This window comes from Ensifer sp. SSB1 (assembly GCF_016652895.1).
Lineage (GTDB): Bacteria > Pseudomonadota > Alphaproteobacteria > Rhizobiales > Rhizobiaceae > Ensifer.
In genome coordinates, this window is record NZ_JAEPRP010000159.1 from 1 (window position 1) to 17,454 (window position 17,454).

Genomic DNA, 17,454 nt, shown 5'->3' on the forward strand with positions numbered 1-17,454 from the left:
TGATCGTGCGGAAGCCAAGGAACTTGCGAGCCTTGGGATCATAGAGACCGCCAGCATAGGCATAGTCCGACCGCGCGACGACACCGCGACCGTCGTTGACCGTCAGCTTCGTTACCGGATGCATAACCTGAGGCAGGAAGGTGTTTGCGAAGCGTGTGGACGGCGTGTACTCGACCGCGAGCGTGCCGCCCGTCTCCAGCGTGACACTGCGTAGGAAGTTCGGATGCCCCGTGCCTGTATTGGAGATGAAGGTCTGGGTCGTCGACGCAAGGAAATCGGGGAGACCGTCGCCGTTGAAGTCCCCCGACACCGCAGAACCGTCGAAAGGAGCGAAGACCTGAAGGGCGTTGCCCGATGCACCTAGCCAAAGACCATGCGCTCGCAACTGGCGGAAGGTTTGGGCTTGGGTGTAGCGCTGGTCGGACGTGATCACGTCCATCTTGCCGTCATTGTCCATGTCGCGCAGCATCGGAATGCCGAGCAACGAGGCGCCGGTGATGTGAACGAACGTCTTGCCTGTGCCGAACCAGATGTTCGTCTGATAGTTCGGGTTACCGATCGCAGGCGCGTGAACGACGTCAGTTACCCCATCTCCATTGATATCGCCGAAGGAGCATGCAGAGTTCGTGCTGGCGCAATCAGCTGGCAGGGCAACCGCGACCCAAGCGCCGTTGACCACGCGATAAGCCGCATTCTTCCAGATTACGCCCTGCCGACCATTGCCCAGAAGTTCGCTCGCGTAACCAAGATTGCCGTAGATTGAATCAACCCCGTCACCATCGATATCTGTAACCGCGACGGCCGCTTCGGTCTTGCCGATGTTTGCACAGACGGCTGCGTACCCTCCTGTGCAGGTTGTCATGGATCCCAGGTCGAGCGATCCGCTCACAGGGAACAAACGGTGACTTGTGGTTGTGTAGTTTGCGATACTGTGGGTGGCACTCGGTAGGAAAAGGTCCTTCGTAGGTCGACTGTTAAGGAACCTGCCGGAAAACACACGAGGGGGAACCGTGAATCCACCCGACCAGCGGGTTTTCACACTGACGCCGTTGGCGTCGAATGAGGTAAGCTGGACACCGTACGTCGGAGCCGAGAGCGAAGAGGATTGGACCTCAAGAGTGCCAAAAATCTCATCGCGGCCGTCGAAATTAAGATCGTCGACCTGCTGCGAATTAACACCCTCGTTGAACTTGAGCTCGGTGTGCGGGAACGTGAAAGCTTTTCTTGTGTAGGCGATCACGAGGTTATCGTAGACCATCTGACGTATGGTCTTTCGGGTGCCGGAAATCGGATTGGCATTACCGTCGAAGCCTACGTCCCGTCCCCAGCGCTCGACCTTCACCAGACGCGAAGTATTCGACATCGGCGCTTGATCATAAGACAACGAATAGGCGCTGTGGTGCTGGCCGTTGGCATAGTTGACGACGGATTTCAGCCGGTGCTTGATCCAGGTGAGGAAGTAGCCGTTCGCCGCGGTCTGGAAATCCGGGCGGGTGTCGTAGAAGAACGCGGTGTAGTAGTTGGTGTTGTAGGTAATGCGCTCCGGCAGACACATTGGCAAGTCCGGGCACGTATACTGATAGGTGATGGCATTGCCGTTGGTGTCCGTCACCGAAGCCAGCACATAGCGGCCCGTCTGGCTCATGTCATATTCCGGCGTTCCCGCAGCCGGATTGAAGTTGGCCATCGCGGCGACCGAGCGGAACAGCGACACGGTGCCGTCCCTTGCAGTGACCGTCCAGGTGTTCGCGGTGCTGTCGAAGCGGATACGGCGATAATCTTCGTTCTCGTTGGCATGGCTACCGCCGGTCGCGCACGAAGCCGAGACCATACCGCTTGTGCAGGCAACCAGTTCGCTGCCGTTCAGCAGATAGACGTCGCTCGCGTCATAGGCTGGCACACCGTAGCCAGGACTCGCGCGTTCGATGACGTCGAGGCCATCTACACCCCAGGCAAAGCCGGTGAATCCTTGATAGAGACCGCCCAGACGGCTCTTGCGAGCGGAATCGTAGGTAAGCGCCAGTTTGGGGGACAGGCTGCGGAAGGCTGGCACGTCGATTGCGATCGACTGCGTCATCGAGCCGTTGCCAGTGATCTCCGGGACCGAAGCCTTCGGGAGCGCACTCACCGGAGACTCGATCGGAGCCGCTGCGGCCGCTGCCGCGGCGAGCGAGCGTTCGGTGGTCCCGTCCTTCCTGTCGGTCGTCGGCTGCTCGGATTTGGCTGCGGGCTTCTCGGCAGCCCCCGTGTCCCCAGTTGCATCGGCACCATTGCCGAGCCGAGTGCGATCGATCGCCGTGTCGGCCTTCTCCGCAGCCGCACCGTCTGCCGTGTTCTGGGTGTCTGATCCTGCGCTCCCGCCCAGCGTCGAAGCACCGTTGCCCAGGCCTCCGGCTGTGCTCGCGCCACCTTCGGCTTCCTGCGCATGCGCCACATTGATCAGAAGCCCGCCAAGGTCGAATCTCTTCCCGGCGGAACCAGCCGACAAAGCAAACGAAACCGTGGCGGCCAGGGCCGCAATTCCAAACAAGTTGTGTCGCATAGGCTCCCTCGACTGAACCGCCGAATCGCTGAAATGAGCTGCAGGTTATGCGGGCGTCGAGAAAAAATGCAACTCGAAAGGCAGCTCAGTCACAGCTAACATGCAAGCGTGGCTATCCGGATTTTCGTGTGGAATCGCGAATCCTGTGACCATCCGCGGCGAGCTCGACGAAGCTTCGTGGAAAGTGACGGTGCGCGTCGCGCACTATCACTTCTGGTAGTAGACACCGAGGCCTCCAGACGCCATTTTCCGGCACCGATTTGCGACTATGCCCAGGAGATCGTCATGCCAAACCCGAAGTCCCCTAACGAAATCGACGTAACCGTCGGCCGCAACGTCAGGCGCATCCGCAATCTGCTCGGGATGTCTCAGGAGACCTTGGCCGAGAAGCTCGGGCTCACATTCCAACAGGTTCAGAAATACGAAAAGGGCACGAACCGAATTTCGGCGAGCAAGTTGGTTGCCGTTTCGCAGGCGCTCGATTGCAGCATATCTCAGCTCTTCGCCGACGTTGATGCAAGCACCAATACCGTGCCCGTCCCCATCGTAAGCGTCGCGGCGCTCAAGTTGGCGGGTCAGTTCGACAAGATTTCGTCGCCTTCGCAGCGCGATGCCGTCGCAAAACTGGTGGCATCGTTGGCCCGACAGGACGTCACGCACTCGTCGCCTGGAGAGGAATGACGGCGACTTGGGGAATTGCGGCTCCCCGCGCATAAGGCGCGCCTATTCGAAACTCCCTGAAACTGCAGGAAACCACGTTAGGGGTAACGAGCAAGAAAGCTCAGCGCTCTGTTCGCTAGGTGCGTGGCCCATCGCAACTGGTTCACCGAGATTGGTTCACCGCACGTGTTCGAGCCCGACCCGCGATCTCCGAGGTTCACCACCGCGGTTCCGACGATCAGGCATCTCCCAAGGCTCCTCCCCTGTTAGATCTCCTGCCATAATTGGCCGTAAGATTGGTCGCTTTGCGAAATTCCCGACACGCGAAGGCTACTTCACCGCCGAAGTTCCCCAAGGTTTAAGTAAACGTCGCTACAAGCCGCGCCAAGTGCATGGCCATCTTGGTCGCGTCCCCGCAGGTGTTCGAAGCCGAATGCAAGACGCCGCGACAGATGCAGCTGGCAAACGCGTTCTGTCGATATCTGGAGATGGCAGAGACGATCGAGCTTCCGGCGATTGCGTAAGCCTCAAATTCGGTTGAGACGGTAAGAATCTATCGATCTGCGTCGCTAACCGGAACCGACCTGCCACCCGGGTCTCTTGCCAGTCGCGCAATTGCCGAGCCGCAATACCTCGATCGACTGCCTATTCCCCCCAACATTACCCAGTGTTCGACGTGCGCGATCGACCGATCACGGCTGCTCCCGCAATACCGAATTGCTTGCGCTGGTCCGAATTCTTAGCAAGCGGATTCGATGTCTTATCCCTGCGCCTATTGGCACACCTAAAAGTAGTTATCTGGCATTTGCTCTATTCAGAGACGTCGCAAATCAATCAGCAACCATACCGTGTATATTTGATTGCTTACTCAACCCTCAGCAACGATACTCGACGAGCGAAAACGCGATTTCCTCCTGGATGACACCACTGCCAGGCTGGAAAGGACGCCTCCATTCGAAATCCTGGGGAGCCTTCGATGAACGCCGAACATTATGCGCAGCTAATTCACTTTACGTGGGAACACCTTGGTGCAAAACCATATTTGCTCCAAGGGGATCTGCAGACAGTCTCGCAACGCATACCCAATCTTGGCCTGACCGGACCAGGCATCTATTCCCTTTGGATAAAGACATCCTTCCAGAACGGCCACTACGTCCCCACCTACCTCGGTTAACCAGCCAGGAGGAATGCGATCTAACCGCGGGCACCATCCGGACTGACGGAGAAAACGCGCGCATTGCCAACGAGGTCACGTCCAGGACGTTCCTGACGACAAAGCGTCACCGCTTCTGTCCCACGTGCCTCGTCGATGATGAAGCTCGACTTCCTGGACGAAAGGGCTCGCGCGCATACGCACGCTTGCACTGGTCGGTCTCATCGATCAGGTCGTGCGTGATGCACGACTGCGCACTCGTCGAAGTACGCGCGCCACTCGGCAACCATCCAGCAGACTTCTCAGCCAACACCAGAATGCTACGTGATCAGAGGGACAGAAGCCTGATGACCCCAACGCCGTTGCCAGCGTCACCATTGGACCGATACGCCCTTGCACGACTCCAGCAGCGCCCGACCGGATCGAGCTGGCTCGACATGTTGCCACTCGAGGCTGTCTGCCGCCTGACGGAAACGACCGGCGCCATCCTCCGTCACGGCATTCGGTTCGATCCTCTCACTCCCGACGGCACTGAGTGGTCCGCTTGTGCCGCAGAGGGTTATGCCATCACGTCCGAGGGGCCGGAGCGCTTCTCCGATTTCCTCCAGAGCCTCATCAAAGCCTCCTACCGTTCGTCGACCGAACGCCGCCCGCTGAAGATTTTTGGCCGCCTTGCTGAACTCGTGCAGAGTGCCGACCCGCTGTCCCCCTATAAGGCAGTCCGCGAACTCATGCAGACCGTTTCAGTGGCCGAACTCCCTCTCGGACCGGGGGACAAGTTTCTCGGCACCGTCCGGGAACGCAAGCTGCATTCGCTCTCGTCGGCTGCCACTGCATCTGGTCTCAGCCGCGTCGAAATCCGCGCACAACTTCGGAAGGCGAACATCATCACCAGCGACACCGAGAACTTCCCAGACCACAAGGTGCTCTTCCCCTGCCAGGCGCTCGACAACATTGGCCGACCCACCCGATGCTCGACGAAGGAGGCGATGGGCCGCCTGAACGCGACTGGCGATGAACTCGCGGCCCTGGTGCGAGCAAGGCTGCTCTTACCGGTGCAGGGAAAACGCTTCCAAGCGATCGAGTTTTCCGACAACGACGTGGAACGCATCCTGGGTCACATCCAAGCGCTTCCTTTGATCACTCTGGAAGAAGCTCCGATGACGCGCGTCAGCAGTGCAGCAACCGTCTCACAGCGCTCCATCGCAACCGTGCTGAAGCTGGTTCTCGATGGGAGCGTCCGCGCCGCCACAACTGGCGAAACCGGACTCGCTGGCCTACTGGTGGACCCGGTCGAGTGCGCCCAGGCGCGTTCGAAATACAAGCTGAAGGAACTTCCCTGGCGCAGGGCGATGGCAGCGCTTCAGGTTCCGTCCCGCACTCTGGAGGTGCTCCTTTCCAAGGGCTATCTCGAAGGAAACACAACCGGAGAACAATTGGACTTTACGATCACGACGGACGCTCTCATCCGGTTCGCCCGCGAATATGTCTCCATGCGCGAAATCACTCATCAGCTACGATTTGCGTATCCGCACCTCGCAGCAAAGGTTGCGATGCGAGCACATCCGCCCGCCACCCCTTGGACGATCGCTCATGCGAATTTCTATCGGCGATCTGAAATCGTCACCTAAACAGAACCATCAGAATTGACGTTTGAGCCGGGCTTTCGCCCGGCTTTTTTTGTGCCTTTTTGCCGCCAGTCCAGCGGAACCGTTTCATGCCCAGAGCCATTTGACGCTGCTTTCGAGCCAAACCTAAATGCCGAACGGAAAATGGAGGACGAAGAATCAAGGGGTTACAAGAGCGCTGAGCCAAACCTCAGTGCTTTTGACAATTTGGTAACCAAGAGGGATCACACCGCCCGAAGACACTGCCTCTGATCGCCGCCGAGCGACCGTTGACTCGACACGCTATGGTGGTTACTGGCGCTTCTGCAGCCGCGCATTTCTCGGATTCTCTCAAGGGTAGTTATTCATGGCCACAGGTCTCATCGCCCTCCTCGACGACATCGCGGCTATCGCCAAGATGGCGGCCGCCTCTCTCGACGATGTGGCAGCCCAGACCGCCAAGGCCAGCGCCAAGGCAGCCGGCGTGGTGATCGACGATGCGGCCGTGACCCCGCGCTACGTCGTCGGGCTGACGCCCGAGCGGGAACTGCCGATCATCGCGCGGATCGCCCTTGGCTCGCTCAAGAACAAGCTGCTCTTCCTTCTGCCCGGCGCGCTGCTGCTCGGCTATTTCGCGCCCTGGGCGATCACGCCTCTGTTGATGCTGGGCGGCATCTATCTCTGCTACGAGGGCGCCGAGAAGCTTTACGGCGCCCTCTTTCCACATACGGCGCACGCACACGAGGAAACGGTGCTCGGCGAGAAGAGCGATCCGGTAGCGCTTGAAAACGAGAAGGTTGCCGGCGCCATCCGCACCGACTTCATTCTCTCGGCCGAGATCATGGCGCTGACGCTCTCGACAGTCGCCGATGCCGGCATCTACATGCAGGGCGCCGTGCTCGCGGGCGTCGGCATCCTCATCACACTTGCGGTCTATGGCGTCGTCGCCCTGATCGTCAAAGCCGACGACGCCGGCGTCGCGCTCGCGAAGAACCCGCTTTCCGCCTTGCGCGTTTTCGGCCGCGGGCTCGTTCTCGGCATGCCGACCTTCCTGAAATTTCTCGCTGCGGTCGGCACCGCCGCCATGCTCTGGGTCGGCGGCAGCATCCTCGTCCATGGCATAGCGCAACTCGGCCGGGCCGGACCGGAGCACTTCATCCACGACATCTCCGAAAGCGTCGCCCGCGCCCTGACAGTCGCCCCCGGGATCGTCGGCTGGCTCACGACCTCGGCGCTTCAGGCCGTGCTGGCGATCGTCGTCGGCGCCGCAACCATCGTCGTCATGGGCAATGTGGTCGCACCGATCTGGAGGCGGCTTCGGCCGGCGCGGGGATTGCGCGGCTGAAATCATCGCCGAGATCACAATCCCCCTCGCAACCGCGCGACGCGCCCGAAGGGCCTGATACATGGCTGAAGACGACAGCGAATACCGCCCGCAGGAACCCACCTGCTGCTGGATTTCTGGGGAGCAAGCAGGCTCGATGACATAGCCGGCATCGATGGTGCCCTGCGGGAAGCTGCCGACGCCGGCGGCGCGACCTTGCTCGACGTGCGACTGCATCAGGGGCGGATCGCATCCGTCTATCTGTTCTTCGGCCTCTTGAGCCTGTTCACCGCCTGGGTCTTCAGTTGGGAATCGCAAAGGATCTTCACTGGCCCGGCGAGAGTGGCGGTGAGCGCGCCCACGGCGGTCGAAGCGGACGAGGCTGATAAACGCGTGCCGACGCAAAATTATGAGCTGATCGGCCCCTTCAAGGTCACGCGCGCCAATCAGGTTTTCCGGATTGAAGTGTCGGCCGATGTGCAGGTGAACAGGTGGTCTTTCGTCGAAGCGGAACTGCTCGATGCCGAAAAGGATTACATCCTGTCCTTCGGCCAGGAGCTTTGGCATGAAGTCGGAGCCGACAGCGATGGCACTTGGGAAGAGGCCGACGAAATCTATGAGATGAAGCTCACAATCCCTCAGCCGGGCGTATACTACCTGAACATCAAGGCACAGGGCCCCGTCGGCGCGAACTTCATCAAGGTGGCGATCGGCCGAAGCCATGGCAGCAGCATCCCGCACCTGATTTTCGGTATCCTCACGCTGCTCGCCGGCCTGGTGATCAACGAAATCGCCAACCGCACCATTATCCGGCTAGCAACGAGCTTCCGCTCATGACGAATGACACCAGACGCGTGGTGTATGCCACGGCGACGATCCTGGGCGTGATCTACATCGCCCTCTTCTATTTCGCCCTCGACGGCTATGGCTATTCCGGCCACGGCGACTTTAGTTCCGGCTCGTCGCGTTGGTACTGGGGCGGCCCCGAAACTTACCACGACCCGAGCAATCGCGCCGGCAGCCTCGACGGGACCAATCGTCTGGGCGGCGGCCCGGAAAGCGGCAAGTGACCGAACTCCATGCAAATGTTTCCGATGAACAGTCGCAGGGCAGCGCAAGGCGATCGCTCGCGCTCGTCTTCTGCGCCTTCATCTCGGGGCTTTGCTCGATCATCTACGAGTTGCTGATCGCCACCACCGCCTCTTATTTTCTGGCGGATTGTTCGTGACCCAGGCAACGCGCCCCTATTTTGCGCCGCAGGCATTTGCGAGCATCGCCAAAACCGTGGAAGCCGCGGGCTTCGCCAATCTTTATCCCTACCACGCCAACGTTCCCTCGTTCGGCGATTGGGGATTTGTGCTGGCGAGCGACACCCGTCTCGATCCCGCGCGACCGGCACTGAAGGTAGAAACGCGCTATCTCGACGAAACAAACTTCGCCAAACATTTCCTGTTCGAGAAGGACGTGATCGCAGACGGGGTCGAGGTGAACACACTCGATCGCACCGCTTTGCTCGACTATTACCTCTCGGGCTGGCGGAATTATCGATGACAGGACGAGCGCCTCGGCAGGCGCTCGTCCTCCACCGTAGTATTACCGCTTGTACTTCACGCCCGGCAGCACGCAGAGCATTTCATAGAGCAGGTTCGCCGCGGTGATCGCGGTCGTGCCCGTCGTATCGAAGGGCGGGCTGACCTCGACGAGATCGGCGCCGACGAGGTTGAGGCCGCGGCAGCCGCGGATGATCTCGATCGCCTGGATGATGGTCAGGCCGCCGATCTCGGGCGTACCGGTGCCCGGCGCGTAGGCCGGATCGAGGCTGTCGATGTCGAAGGTCAGGTAGGTCTTGTGGTTGCCGATCTTGGCGCGGACACCTTCGATCAGCGGCACCAGCGACTTGTGCCAGCATTCCTCGGCCGGGACGACGGTGAAGCCCCTGTCGCGCGACCAGTCGAAATCGTCAGACGCATAGCCGGTACCGCGCAGGCCGATCTGGAACACCAGGTTGGGATTGAGGCAACCGTCCTCATAGGCGCGCCGGAACGGCGTGCCGTGGGCAATCTTTTCGCCGAACATCGTGTCGTTGATATCCGCATGCGCATCGACGTGGATGAGGGCGACCGGCCCGTGTTTTTCCGCGATCGCCCTCAGGATCGGGTAGCTGATCGTATGGTCGCCGCCGAGCGTCAGCGGAATGCAATCGTGCTTGAGGATCTCGCCGATGCCGCGGGTGATGATCTCCATATTGGCCGGCAGGTTGAAGGTGTTGATGGCGATGTCGCCGAGATCGGCGACCTGCAGGCTCTCGAAGGGTGCTGCACCGGTCGCCATGTTGTAGGGCCGGATCATCACGGATTCCGCGCGGATCTGGCGCGGCCCGTAGCGGGTGCCGGAACGGTTGGACGCGCCGATATCCATGGGGATGCCGACGAAGCAGGCGTCGAGGCCTTCAGCCGAGGTCGCCGTTGGAAGGCGCATCATCGTGCCCGGACCGCCGAAGCGGGGCATGTCGTTGCCGCCGAGCGGCTGATTGAATTTCTCTTCCATGGAAGCTCTCCCTTTGATTTCGCCGAAACCCTATCAGGCGCTGCGGGCCGAGAAATGCCCATTGATCGAATGTTACTTCGATCGCGATCAAACCAACACGGCTGATGCAGCGAAGGCAGGCGTCGATTGCCGTTTACGATGCCGCCACGCCTCCTGCACCTAGCCAAAGGGAGTGTTGCCCTTCCCGGGCCTGCCGATCACTTTGGCGAAAACAAAAATACCGTGTCCTTGGGAGGAACCATGCAAAACTTACGTCGCACCGTAATGCGCTCCACGATTGCGGCGTCGTTCGTCGCCCTTGCGGCCTCAACGACGGCCCACGCGCAGGACAAGCTGTTCATCTACAATTTCTCCGACTACTTCGCCGAAGACACCGTTTCGAACTTCCAGGCGAAGACCGGCGTCGAAACGCGGGTCGACTTCTACGATTCGCTCGAAGTGCTCGAGACCCGGCTGCTTGCCGGCGGCAGCGGCTTCGACGTCGCCTTCCCGAGCGCCACGGTCGGCGAGCGTCTCATCCAGTCCGGCGCGCTGAAGCCGATCGATGTCACTGCGCTCAAGAACTATGGCAATCTCGACAAGGACCTCCTCAAGCTCGTCGCCGAGCACGACCCCGAGAACAAATACCTCGTTCCCTATATGTGGCTGACGACGGGGGTCGCCTACAACGCCAAGCTCGTCGCCGATCGCCTGCCGGATGCGCCCACCAACAGCCTCGACATGTTCTTCAAGCCCGAGGTCGCCGCGAAGTTCCAGGACTGCGGCATCGGCATCGTCGATGCGCCGAACGAGGTGATCCCGATCGCGCTCAACTATCTCGGCCTCGATCCCTATTCGACCAAACCTGATGACCTCGACAAGGCAAAGGAGCTGCTGCTGAAGCTGCGTCCCTTTATCCGCCACATGCAGAGCGGCCAGCTCGTGGCCGACATGGCATCGGGCCAGCTCTGCCTGGCGCTGATGTGGAGCGGTGACGCTGGCATTGCCGCGGCCCGCGCCGAAGAGGCGGAGACCGGCGTTGCGGTCGACTATGCGATCCCGAAGGAAGGCACGATCATCTCCTTCGACACGATGGCGATCCCGGCCGACGCGCCGGATCCGCAACAGGCGCTCGCCTTCATCGACTACATTCTTGAGCCGAAGACGGTCGCGGCGATCAGCAACCACGTCTTCTACGCCAACGCCAATGCAGCGGCGACACCGGAAGTCGATGCTGCGATCCGCGACAATCCGAACATCTATCCGCCTGCCGAAGTCCGTTCCAAGCTCTTCGTCGACAAGTCGCTGCCACCGCGCCAGACGCGCGAGCGCACCCGCGTCTGGTCGGCGTTCAGAGCCGGCCAATAGCGCGAACCGTCAACAGCAGGACCAGACCCCGTGCCATCCTATATTTCGATCGAGAATCTGGCGAAGTCCTATGGCGTCGTCACGGCCGTCAACAACATCAACTTGGGCATCGAGAAGGGCGAGTTCTTCTCACTGCTGGGGCCGTCGGGCTGCGGAAAATCGACGCTGCTCAGGATGATCGCCGGCTTCGAGACGCCGACCTCGGGCGCGATCAGGCTGGAAGGAGCGGATGTCACCGACGTGCCGGCGCACAAGCGCCCGACCAACATGATGTTCCAGTCCTATGCGCTGTTTCCGCACCTGACCGTCGGCAAGAACATCGCCTTCGGATTGCAACAGGACGGACTCGACAAGACAGAGATCCGGAAGCGCATCGACGAGGTTGCGGAAAAACTGCAGCTGACCGCGCTACTCGACCGCAAGCCGGTGCAGCTTTCCGGCGGCCAGCGCCAGCGCGTGGCGCTCGCCCGCGCGCTGGTCAAGCGGCCGAAGGTGCTGCTGCTCGACGAGCCCTTGGGCGCGCTCGACAAGAACCTGCGCACGGAAACACAGCTCGAACTCGTCCGCCTGCAGCGGGAGCTCGGTCTCACCTTCATCATCGTCACCCACGACCAGCACGAGGCGATGACCGTCTCCACCCGCATCGCCATCATGAAGCAGGGACAGGTGCTGCAGGTCGGTTCACCTTCGGAAGTCTATGAGGCGCCCCGGTCCCGTTATGTCGCGAAGTTCCTTGGCGAAACCAATGTCTTTGCCGGTGGACGCACGGAACGGAGCGGCGATGAACTGCGGATCGACAGCGATGAGGCCGGCGGCGGTGTCCGCGCCGCCTTCACCGACCGGGTGGCGCTCGACCGGCCGTTCTGGGTTTCGGTCCGCCCCGAACGGGTAGAACTTGCGACTTCGGGCAGCGGCCTCGAAGGCACCGTGGAGCAGCTCACCTATACGGGAGTCGAGCGGCACTACCGCGTGCGGCTGAAGTCGGGCGCGACGCTCGACGCGCGCCGGGTCAACCTTGGCACTGAGAGCGATCTCGGCGTCGGCGATCGGGTGTTTGCAAGCTGGCCGCCGCAGGCAAGCCGGCTGCTGGCCGAATAGGAGAGCACCATGACTTCCGTTTCGGCATCGTCCGCAAAGGCGAACTGGGGCAAGCGCCTGCTGATCGCCATACCCTATGCCTGGCTGCTGGTCCTGTTTCTCGCGCCCTTCGCGCTGGTCGCCGGCATCAGCCTTTCGACCGTACGTCTCGGCATGCCGCCCTTCGAGCCGCTGACCGCCTGGGACGGCTCGATCCTGAACTTGCGCCTCAATTTCGAGAACTTTCTCTATGTGCTGACCGACGACACCTATCTTCTGGCCTATCTGACGAGCCTGAAGATCGCAGCAATTTCGACAGCGGCGATGTTGTTCATCGCCTATCCGCTTGCCTATGGCATTGCGTCCTGCTCGCCCTCGTCAAGATCGCTGCTGGTCTTTCTGGTGATCGTGCCCTTCTGGAGCTCGATGCTGATCCGCGTCTATTCCTGGATGAGCATCCTCAGGAACGACGGCCTCTTGAACATGCTGTTGTTGAAGATCGGCCTGATCAGCGAGCCGCTGCGCATCCTCAACACCGAGACGGCGATCTATATCGGCATCGTCTACACCTACCTGCCCTTCATGGTGCTGCCGATCTATTCGACCTTGAGCAGCGCCGACCGGACACTGATCGAGGCGGCGCGCGATCTTGGCTGCTCGCGCATCTCCGCCTTCTGGCGGGTCACCTTCCCCTTGAGCCTGCCCGGTGTACTGGCCGGCTGCGCGCTGGTCTTCATCCCGGTCGTCGGCGAATTCGTGATCCCGGATCTGCTCGGCGGCGCCGACACGCAGATGATCGGCCGCGCCATCTGGCTCGAATTCTTCAACAACCGCGACTGGCCGATGGCAGCCGCCGTGACGATCGTCTTGCTCGCCCTTCTGGTCGTGCCGATCGTCTATTTCCAGTCGCGCCAATCGCGCGAACGAGGCTGAGGAACAAGCCATGACGAAACCAAGCTGGTTCAATCGCCTGTCGATCCTGTTCGGCCTCGCCTTCCTCTATCTGCCGATCGTCGTTCTCGTGATCTACAGCTTCAACGGCTCGAAGCTCGTGACGGTCTGGGGTGGCTTTTCCACCCAGTGGTACGCGGCCGTTCTCAACAATCCCTCGATCATCGAAGGGGCGAAGGTCAGCTTCCTGGTGGCGGCGATCTCGGCGACCGCCGCCACCATCCTTGGCACGCTTGCCGCCGTCGTCATGGTGCGGCTGCGCCGCTTCCGCGGCCGGGCGCTCTTGAACGGCATGCTGCTTGCGCCGATGGTCATGCCGGAAGTGGTGATGGCCGTGTCGATGCTGCTGATGTTCGTGACCCTTGGCATTGATCGTGGACCACTGACAATCACGCTGGCGCACACCACCTTCACGCTGTGTTTTGCAACCGTCGTCTTGCAGTCGCGGCTCGTCGAACTCGACCCCTCATTGGAGGAGGCGGCCCGCGACCTCGGCTGCCCGCCGGCCAAGGCTTTCGTCAGCGTCGCCTTGCCGAACATGGTCCCGGCGCTGGTCTCCGCCTGGCTCTTGTCCTTCACCCTGTCGCTGGACGATCTGGTGATCTCGAGCTTTACCACCGGGCCCGGCGCCTCGACCCTGCCGATGAAGATCTATTCGCAGATCAAGTTCGGCGTGACGCCGGAGATCAACGCGATCTCGACGATCATCCTGGGCATCGTCGTGCTGGGATTGGTAGCCGCTCAACTGGTCTCGCGTCATTCGGGACAACGGGCGAGCGCCTGAGACAGGTCCGGGAAGAGCGTCACGCGGTCTTCCCGGAATTACCGACGCACGGCTCAAGATCAGTGCGGCAGAAGCGCGCCGCCGGGAGCCAGATAAGTCGCCAGTGGATCCTCGAAGGCATTGCTTGCCGAAGACACGGCATCGATGAACAGCGAGAACAGCGCCGTCTGCGAGGTGATGTCGAGCTTCGCATAGAGATTGCGGCGGTGCAGCTTGACGGTTGCCGGCGAGATGCCGAGCTTTTCCGCGGCCCCCTTGACCGAGTAACCGCGCAGGATCATCTGTGCGACTTGGCACTCACGGTCGGTCAGCAGGCTGCGGCCGAAGTTGCGGATCGCCTGCGCCAAGGCGCTTTGCAGCGGCGAACCGTCCTCGCCGAGGCTTTCGGGTCTGAGGTCACGATAGTGCCGAAGCACGGCCATGCTGAGCAGCGGTGCCGCGCTCTGCAGGAAATCCTGGTCTTCTCCGCTGAAGGCTGCGTGCGCGTGGCGTCGCGCCAGCGAAATCGCGATCTTCGTATCGGCATCGATGCCGATGAAGATATTGAACTCGTCGTGCAGGCCCGAGTGGCGGTAGTAATCGCGGTAATATTGCGACCGGTCGAACGACGGATCGATCTGCCTCAGGCGGTAGAGACCGTCATCGCCATTGTCGAGCGCCAGCCGATAGAACGGATCGAGACGGTACGGCCCCTGCAGATAGGCGCGGATATCGGAAAGCCCCTTGTCGGTGCGCCAGTCGTTGAACAGGATCTTCGGCGCCGCGCCGCGCCGATAGAGCAGCATCAGCCCCGCATCCACCGCGACGTGCCGCTTCAGCGATTGCGCCAGGCGGTCCTGGAAATCCGATCGACCGACCCCCTCCATCAGGGACAGCGCCAGATCACCCACGCGGGTCTGCTGCGCCGGCGCGCAGACTTTGATGATCGTATCGTCATTCATGTTGTTCTCCTCCAAGCGCAGACTAGGCGAAGGTTGAGTTCGTCGCAAGTAACGGATTTTCACTACGGGAATTCCAAAACTATCTTTTGGCGAAGCAAAACAACGGCATAGGCGGCGGAAGCTCGGCAGGACAAGGCCCTCCGATGCGAAGCAGACCGCATGTCACGGCCCCGAACCTAGCCCTTTGGCGTATTCCGGCCACCGATCCCGGCGCCTAGAAAAATGGGGCAGGTCGCGCAGTAGAGAGGCGGTCGGCAAAGCGGAACGCGACGGTCGAGACGGCACATTGATCTCGGACATCCGTCGTTCCGCAGCCAAGTGAAACAACGAAACCCCGGCGCGCGGCCGAAAGACCTGTCGCTCGCCTTCTGAAACTGGAGTGAACATGTCAAAGGTCATCAAACTCGGGCGCGATGGTGTCGGCCTCAAGGCGCTTGAAAAATGCAGCGTCGTCCCCCCGGAGGCGATCCTTTCCGGCTTTGCGAACGAGCTCGGCGACGTTCATTTCGAAAGTCCCGACAAGGCCGTGGTCATCGGCACCTGGCAGTCGACCCCTTATGCGGAAATGCTCGCCTATCCCGACGGCAACGAATACAGCATCATCCTCTCGGGCAAGGTCGCCATCACCAATCCCGATGGATCGGTTGAGACCTTCGAGGCCGGCGAGAGCTACGTGCTGCCGGCCGGCGTCGAAGTGCGTTTCGAAGTGCTGGAGACGATGCGCAAGGTCTACGTCCTCTATACCGCGCCAGCCGCGAAGTGATGTGAGGCTTCCCCATGACCAAGGTAAGAAGCAAAGCCCTCGCGGACGTGACGATGAAGCCCTTCTGGCTCGACCGGCCGGATGCGCCTGAGCCCCGAGAACGGCTGACGCGTCGTCTCAAGGCCGACCTGCTCGTCGTCGGCGGCGGCTTTACCGGGTTATGGGGCGCCATCCAGGCCAAGCAGCGCCAGCCCGAAATCGACGTCGTGCTGATCGAGAAGGGCTCGGTCGCCAACGGCGCATCCGGCCGGCCGGGCGGCGTCGTCTCGACCTCGGTCATGCACGGGCTGTCGAATGCGGTGCGCATCTTTCCCAAGGATATTGCAACCCTTGAGAAGCTCGGCCAGGAGAACATGCACGGCTTCCTCCACACCCTTGAGGAACACGCGATCGACTGTCATGCCGAATGGGGCGGCGAACTGACGGTCGCCGTCGACGACGCCCATATCGACGCGCTGCACGAGGAGCACGAACTGCACCTGAAATATGGCCACCAGGCCGTCTTCCTCGATCAGAGCGCCGTGCGCGCCGAGATCAATTCGCCACGCTACAAGGCGGGCGTCTGGTCCAAGCACATCTGCGGCACCGTCCACCCTGCCCTTCTCGCCTTCGGGCTGAAGCGGGTCGCGCTCGCGCTCGGCGTCCAGATCTTCGAGAACACCGAACTCACCGGCCTCGAAGACCTCGGCGACCGGATGAAAGCCGTGACCCCATCCGGAAGCGTCACCGCCCCGAAGGTGCTGCTTGCCACCAATGCCTTTACGTCGGGGCACAAGCGCATCAAACGCCGCGTCGTTGCTGTGCGCGACCGGGTGCTGGCCACGGAGCCGCTGTCGGCGGAGCGCATGGCGTCGGTCGGCTGGAGCCATCGCCAGGGCGTCTACGATACCCGCACACAGATGAACTACATGCGGCTCACCAAGGACAATCGCATCATCTTCGGCGGGCGCCTCGCCTATGCCTTCGCCGGCGATCCATTCCCGTCGATCGACAGGGAGCTCGATACCTACGAGCCGCTGGCGGCCGCCTTCTTCGACACCTTCCCGCAACTCGAAGGACTGCGCTTCAGCCACGCCTGGAGCGGCCCGATCGATCTCAGCACGCGCATGGCGGTGCATTTCCAGCGCTATTATGCCGACAAGGTCGTCTATGCCGGCGGCTATTCCGGCTTTGGCGTTTCGGCCTCCCGTTTCGGCGCGCGTATCGCTCTCGATATCCTCGACGGCTCGAAGACCCCGGAAAGCCGGCTGGATTTCGCCACCAGCCTCCCGAACACGATCCCGCCGGAGCCGTTCCGCTGGCTCGGCGCCCAGGTCACCATGTATGCGCTCGACACCGCCGACAAATCCGGCGGCTGGCGCAAGCCTTGGCTGAAGATGGTCTCGGCCATGGGCTTCCCGCTGAGCTGACGCCGTCGTTCAAGTCCGATTGAAGACAGGCGGGGCCGCCATTGCCGGTCCCGCCTGTCTTTGTGCTTCGGTCCTGAATAGCTTGAGATGTGGCTAGCGCCCGGCACGTAGGCGCGAAGCGCCTCGTCCGGTCTGCGAGACACCGAATTCACTGACGAGCAACTTCACGAAAAACGGGATCAGGCCCGACTTCGCACGCGATTTATCAAAGGCTGCCTGGAACGGTGCCTTGTAGCTGAAGAGATCGGGACGGATCGGCCGCAGCAAACCCTCGCTCACATAACGGCTGGCGAAATGGTCGGGCAGATAGCCGAGGTAGCGGCCGGAGAGGATCAGCCGCGCCTCCGCC

At 61.3% G+C, this 17,454-nt stretch carries 16 protein-coding genes and 1 pseudogene; 13 read left to right on the forward strand and 4 right to left on the reverse strand.

All coding sequences use genetic code 11. From position 1 onward, the window contains the following. A partial coding sequence (locus I8N66_RS29100) for a toxin TcdB middle/N-terminal domain-containing protein (RefSeq protein ID WP_291161457.1) occupies positions 1-2,530 on the reverse strand: 2,530 nt, incomplete at its 3' end. Between the two features lie 189 nt (positions 2,531-2,719). Here I8N66_RS29100 and I8N66_RS29105 point away from each other — a divergent pair. From I8N66_RS29105 to I8N66_RS29135, 7 genes are all read left to right on the forward strand, one after another. Beyond that, positions 2,720-3,223, forward strand: coding sequence for a helix-turn-helix transcriptional regulator (locus tag I8N66_RS29105; protein ID WP_291161460.1), 504 nt, complete (start codon positions 2,720-2,722; stop codon positions 3,221-3,223). 897 nt (positions 3,224-4,120) lie between these two features. After that, positions 4,121-5,986 (forward strand): TniQ family protein, encoded by a 1,866-nt coding sequence (locus I8N66_RS29110; protein WP_291161463.1) that lies wholly within the window; start codon positions 4,121-4,123, stop codon positions 5,984-5,986. 343 nt (positions 5,987-6,329) lie between these two features. Beyond that, entirely contained in the window at positions 6,330-7,307 is a 978-nt protein-coding gene (locus tag I8N66_RS29115) for a DUF808 domain-containing protein (RefSeq protein WP_291161466.1), read from the forward strand. Between the two features lie 195 nt (positions 7,308-7,502). Next, complete coding sequence (locus I8N66_RS29120; protein WP_291161469.1) at positions 7,503-8,123, forward strand: hypothetical protein; 621 nt, start codon at positions 7,503-7,505, stop codon at positions 8,121-8,123. After that, positions 8,120-8,356: a hypothetical protein gene (locus I8N66_RS29125; RefSeq protein WP_291161472.1), complete on the forward strand. Its 237-nt coding sequence runs from the start codon at positions 8,120-8,122 to the stop codon at positions 8,354-8,356. The genes I8N66_RS29120 and I8N66_RS29125 overlap by 4 nt, the downstream gene beginning before the upstream one ends. Further along, positions 8,353-8,514 (forward strand): hypothetical protein, encoded by a 162-nt coding sequence (locus tag I8N66_RS29130; RefSeq protein WP_291161474.1) that lies wholly within the window; start codon positions 8,353-8,355, stop codon positions 8,512-8,514. Before I8N66_RS29125 ends, I8N66_RS29130 begins: the two co-directional genes overlap by 4 nt. After that, positions 8,511-8,837 (forward strand): hypothetical protein, encoded by a 327-nt coding sequence (locus I8N66_RS29135; protein WP_291161477.1) that lies wholly within the window; start codon positions 8,511-8,513, stop codon positions 8,835-8,837. Before I8N66_RS29130 ends, I8N66_RS29135 begins: the two co-directional genes overlap by 4 nt. Positions 8,838-8,879: 42 nt before the next feature. Here the strand turns inward: I8N66_RS29135 and speB are convergent, their stop codons facing one another. Further along, positions 8,880-9,833: an agmatinase gene (gene speB, locus I8N66_RS29140; RefSeq protein ID WP_291161481.1), complete on the reverse strand. Its 954-nt coding sequence runs from the start codon at positions 9,831-9,833 to the stop codon at positions 8,880-8,882. Between the two features lie 240 nt (positions 9,834-10,073). On the opposite strand from speB, the gene I8N66_RS29145 reads away from it, so the two are divergent. Genes I8N66_RS29145 through I8N66_RS29160 form a run of 4 tightly spaced genes read left to right on the forward strand, consistent with a single transcriptional unit; the run spans position 10,074 to position 13,992 of the window. Beyond that, positions 10,074-11,180 carry a polyamine ABC transporter substrate-binding protein gene (locus I8N66_RS29145; RefSeq protein WP_291161484.1) on the forward strand — a complete coding sequence of 369 codons (1,107 nt, stop codon included), beginning with the start codon at positions 10,074-10,076 and terminating at the stop codon, positions 11,178-11,180. 30 nt (positions 11,181-11,210) lie between these two features. After that, positions 11,211-12,278, forward strand: coding sequence for an ABC transporter ATP-binding protein (locus tag I8N66_RS29150; RefSeq protein ID WP_291161487.1), 1,068 nt, complete (start codon positions 11,211-11,213; stop codon positions 12,276-12,278). A 9-nt stretch (positions 12,279-12,287) separates the two neighbouring features. Further along, complete coding sequence (locus I8N66_RS29155; protein WP_291161490.1) at positions 12,288-13,190, forward strand: ABC transporter permease subunit; 903 nt, start codon at positions 12,288-12,290, stop codon at positions 13,188-13,190. Positions 13,191-13,200: 10 nt separating this feature from the next. Next, on the forward strand, positions 13,201-13,992 hold the full coding sequence (locus tag I8N66_RS29160) for an ABC transporter permease (RefSeq protein ID WP_113539797.1): 792 nt from the start codon (positions 13,201-13,203) through the stop codon (positions 13,990-13,992). 59 nt (positions 13,993-14,051) lie between these two features. Here the strand turns inward: I8N66_RS29160 and I8N66_RS29165 are convergent, their stop codons facing one another. Beyond that, entirely contained in the window at positions 14,052-14,933 is an 882-nt protein-coding gene (locus I8N66_RS29165) for a helix-turn-helix transcriptional regulator (RefSeq protein WP_291161495.1), read from the reverse strand. Between the two features lie 385 nt (positions 14,934-15,318). Here I8N66_RS29165 and I8N66_RS29170 point away from each other — a divergent pair, with 385 nt between their 5' ends. Further along, positions 15,319-15,696: a cupin domain-containing protein gene (locus I8N66_RS29170; RefSeq protein ID WP_291161498.1), complete on the forward strand. Its 378-nt coding sequence runs from the start codon at positions 15,319-15,321 to the stop codon at positions 15,694-15,696. Between the two features lie 14 nt (positions 15,697-15,710). After that, entirely contained in the window at positions 15,711-17,105 is a 1,395-nt protein-coding gene (locus tag I8N66_RS29175; RefSeq protein WP_291161502.1) for an FAD-dependent oxidoreductase, read from the forward strand. A gap of 93 nt (positions 17,106-17,198) precedes the next feature. Here I8N66_RS29175 and I8N66_RS29180 read toward each other — a convergent pair. Further along, a pseudogene (locus tag I8N66_RS29180) lies at positions 17,199-17,454 on the reverse strand (hypothetical protein); the annotation flags it as partial.

Bases quoted from the DNA above. Each gene is read 5' to 3' on its own strand.
- I8N66_RS29110 (WP_291161463.1), top strand. From the start codon at position 4,121: ATGACACCACTGCCAGGCTGGAAAGGACGCCTCCATTCGAAATCCTGG.
- I8N66_RS29115 (WP_291161466.1), top strand. From the start codon at position 6,330: ATGGCCACAGGTCTCATCGCCCTCCTCGACGACATCGCGGCTATCGCC.
- I8N66_RS29125 (WP_291161472.1), top strand. From the start codon at position 8,120: ATGACGAATGACACCAGACGCGTGGTGTATGCCACGGCGACGATCCTG.
- speB (WP_291161481.1), bottom strand. From the start codon at position 9,833: ATGGAAGAGAAATTCAATCAGCCGCTCGGCGGCAACGACATGCCCCGC.
- I8N66_RS29145 (WP_291161484.1), top strand. From the start codon at position 10,074: ATGCAAAACTTACGTCGCACCGTAATGCGCTCCACGATTGCGGCGTCG.
- I8N66_RS29155 (WP_291161490.1), top strand. From the start codon at position 12,288: ATGACTTCCGTTTCGGCATCGTCCGCAAAGGCGAACTGGGGCAAGCGC.
- I8N66_RS29160 (WP_113539797.1), top strand. From the start codon at position 13,201: ATGACGAAACCAAGCTGGTTCAATCGCCTGTCGATCCTGTTCGGCCTC.
- I8N66_RS29165 (WP_291161495.1), bottom strand. From the start codon at position 14,933: ATGAATGACGATACGATCATCAAAGTCTGCGCGCCGGCGCAGCAGACC.
- I8N66_RS29170 (WP_291161498.1), top strand. From the start codon at position 15,319: ATGTCAAAGGTCATCAAACTCGGGCGCGATGGTGTCGGCCTCAAGGCG.
- I8N66_RS29175 (WP_291161502.1), top strand. From the start codon at position 15,711: ATGACCAAGGTAAGAAGCAAAGCCCTCGCGGACGTGACGATGAAGCCC.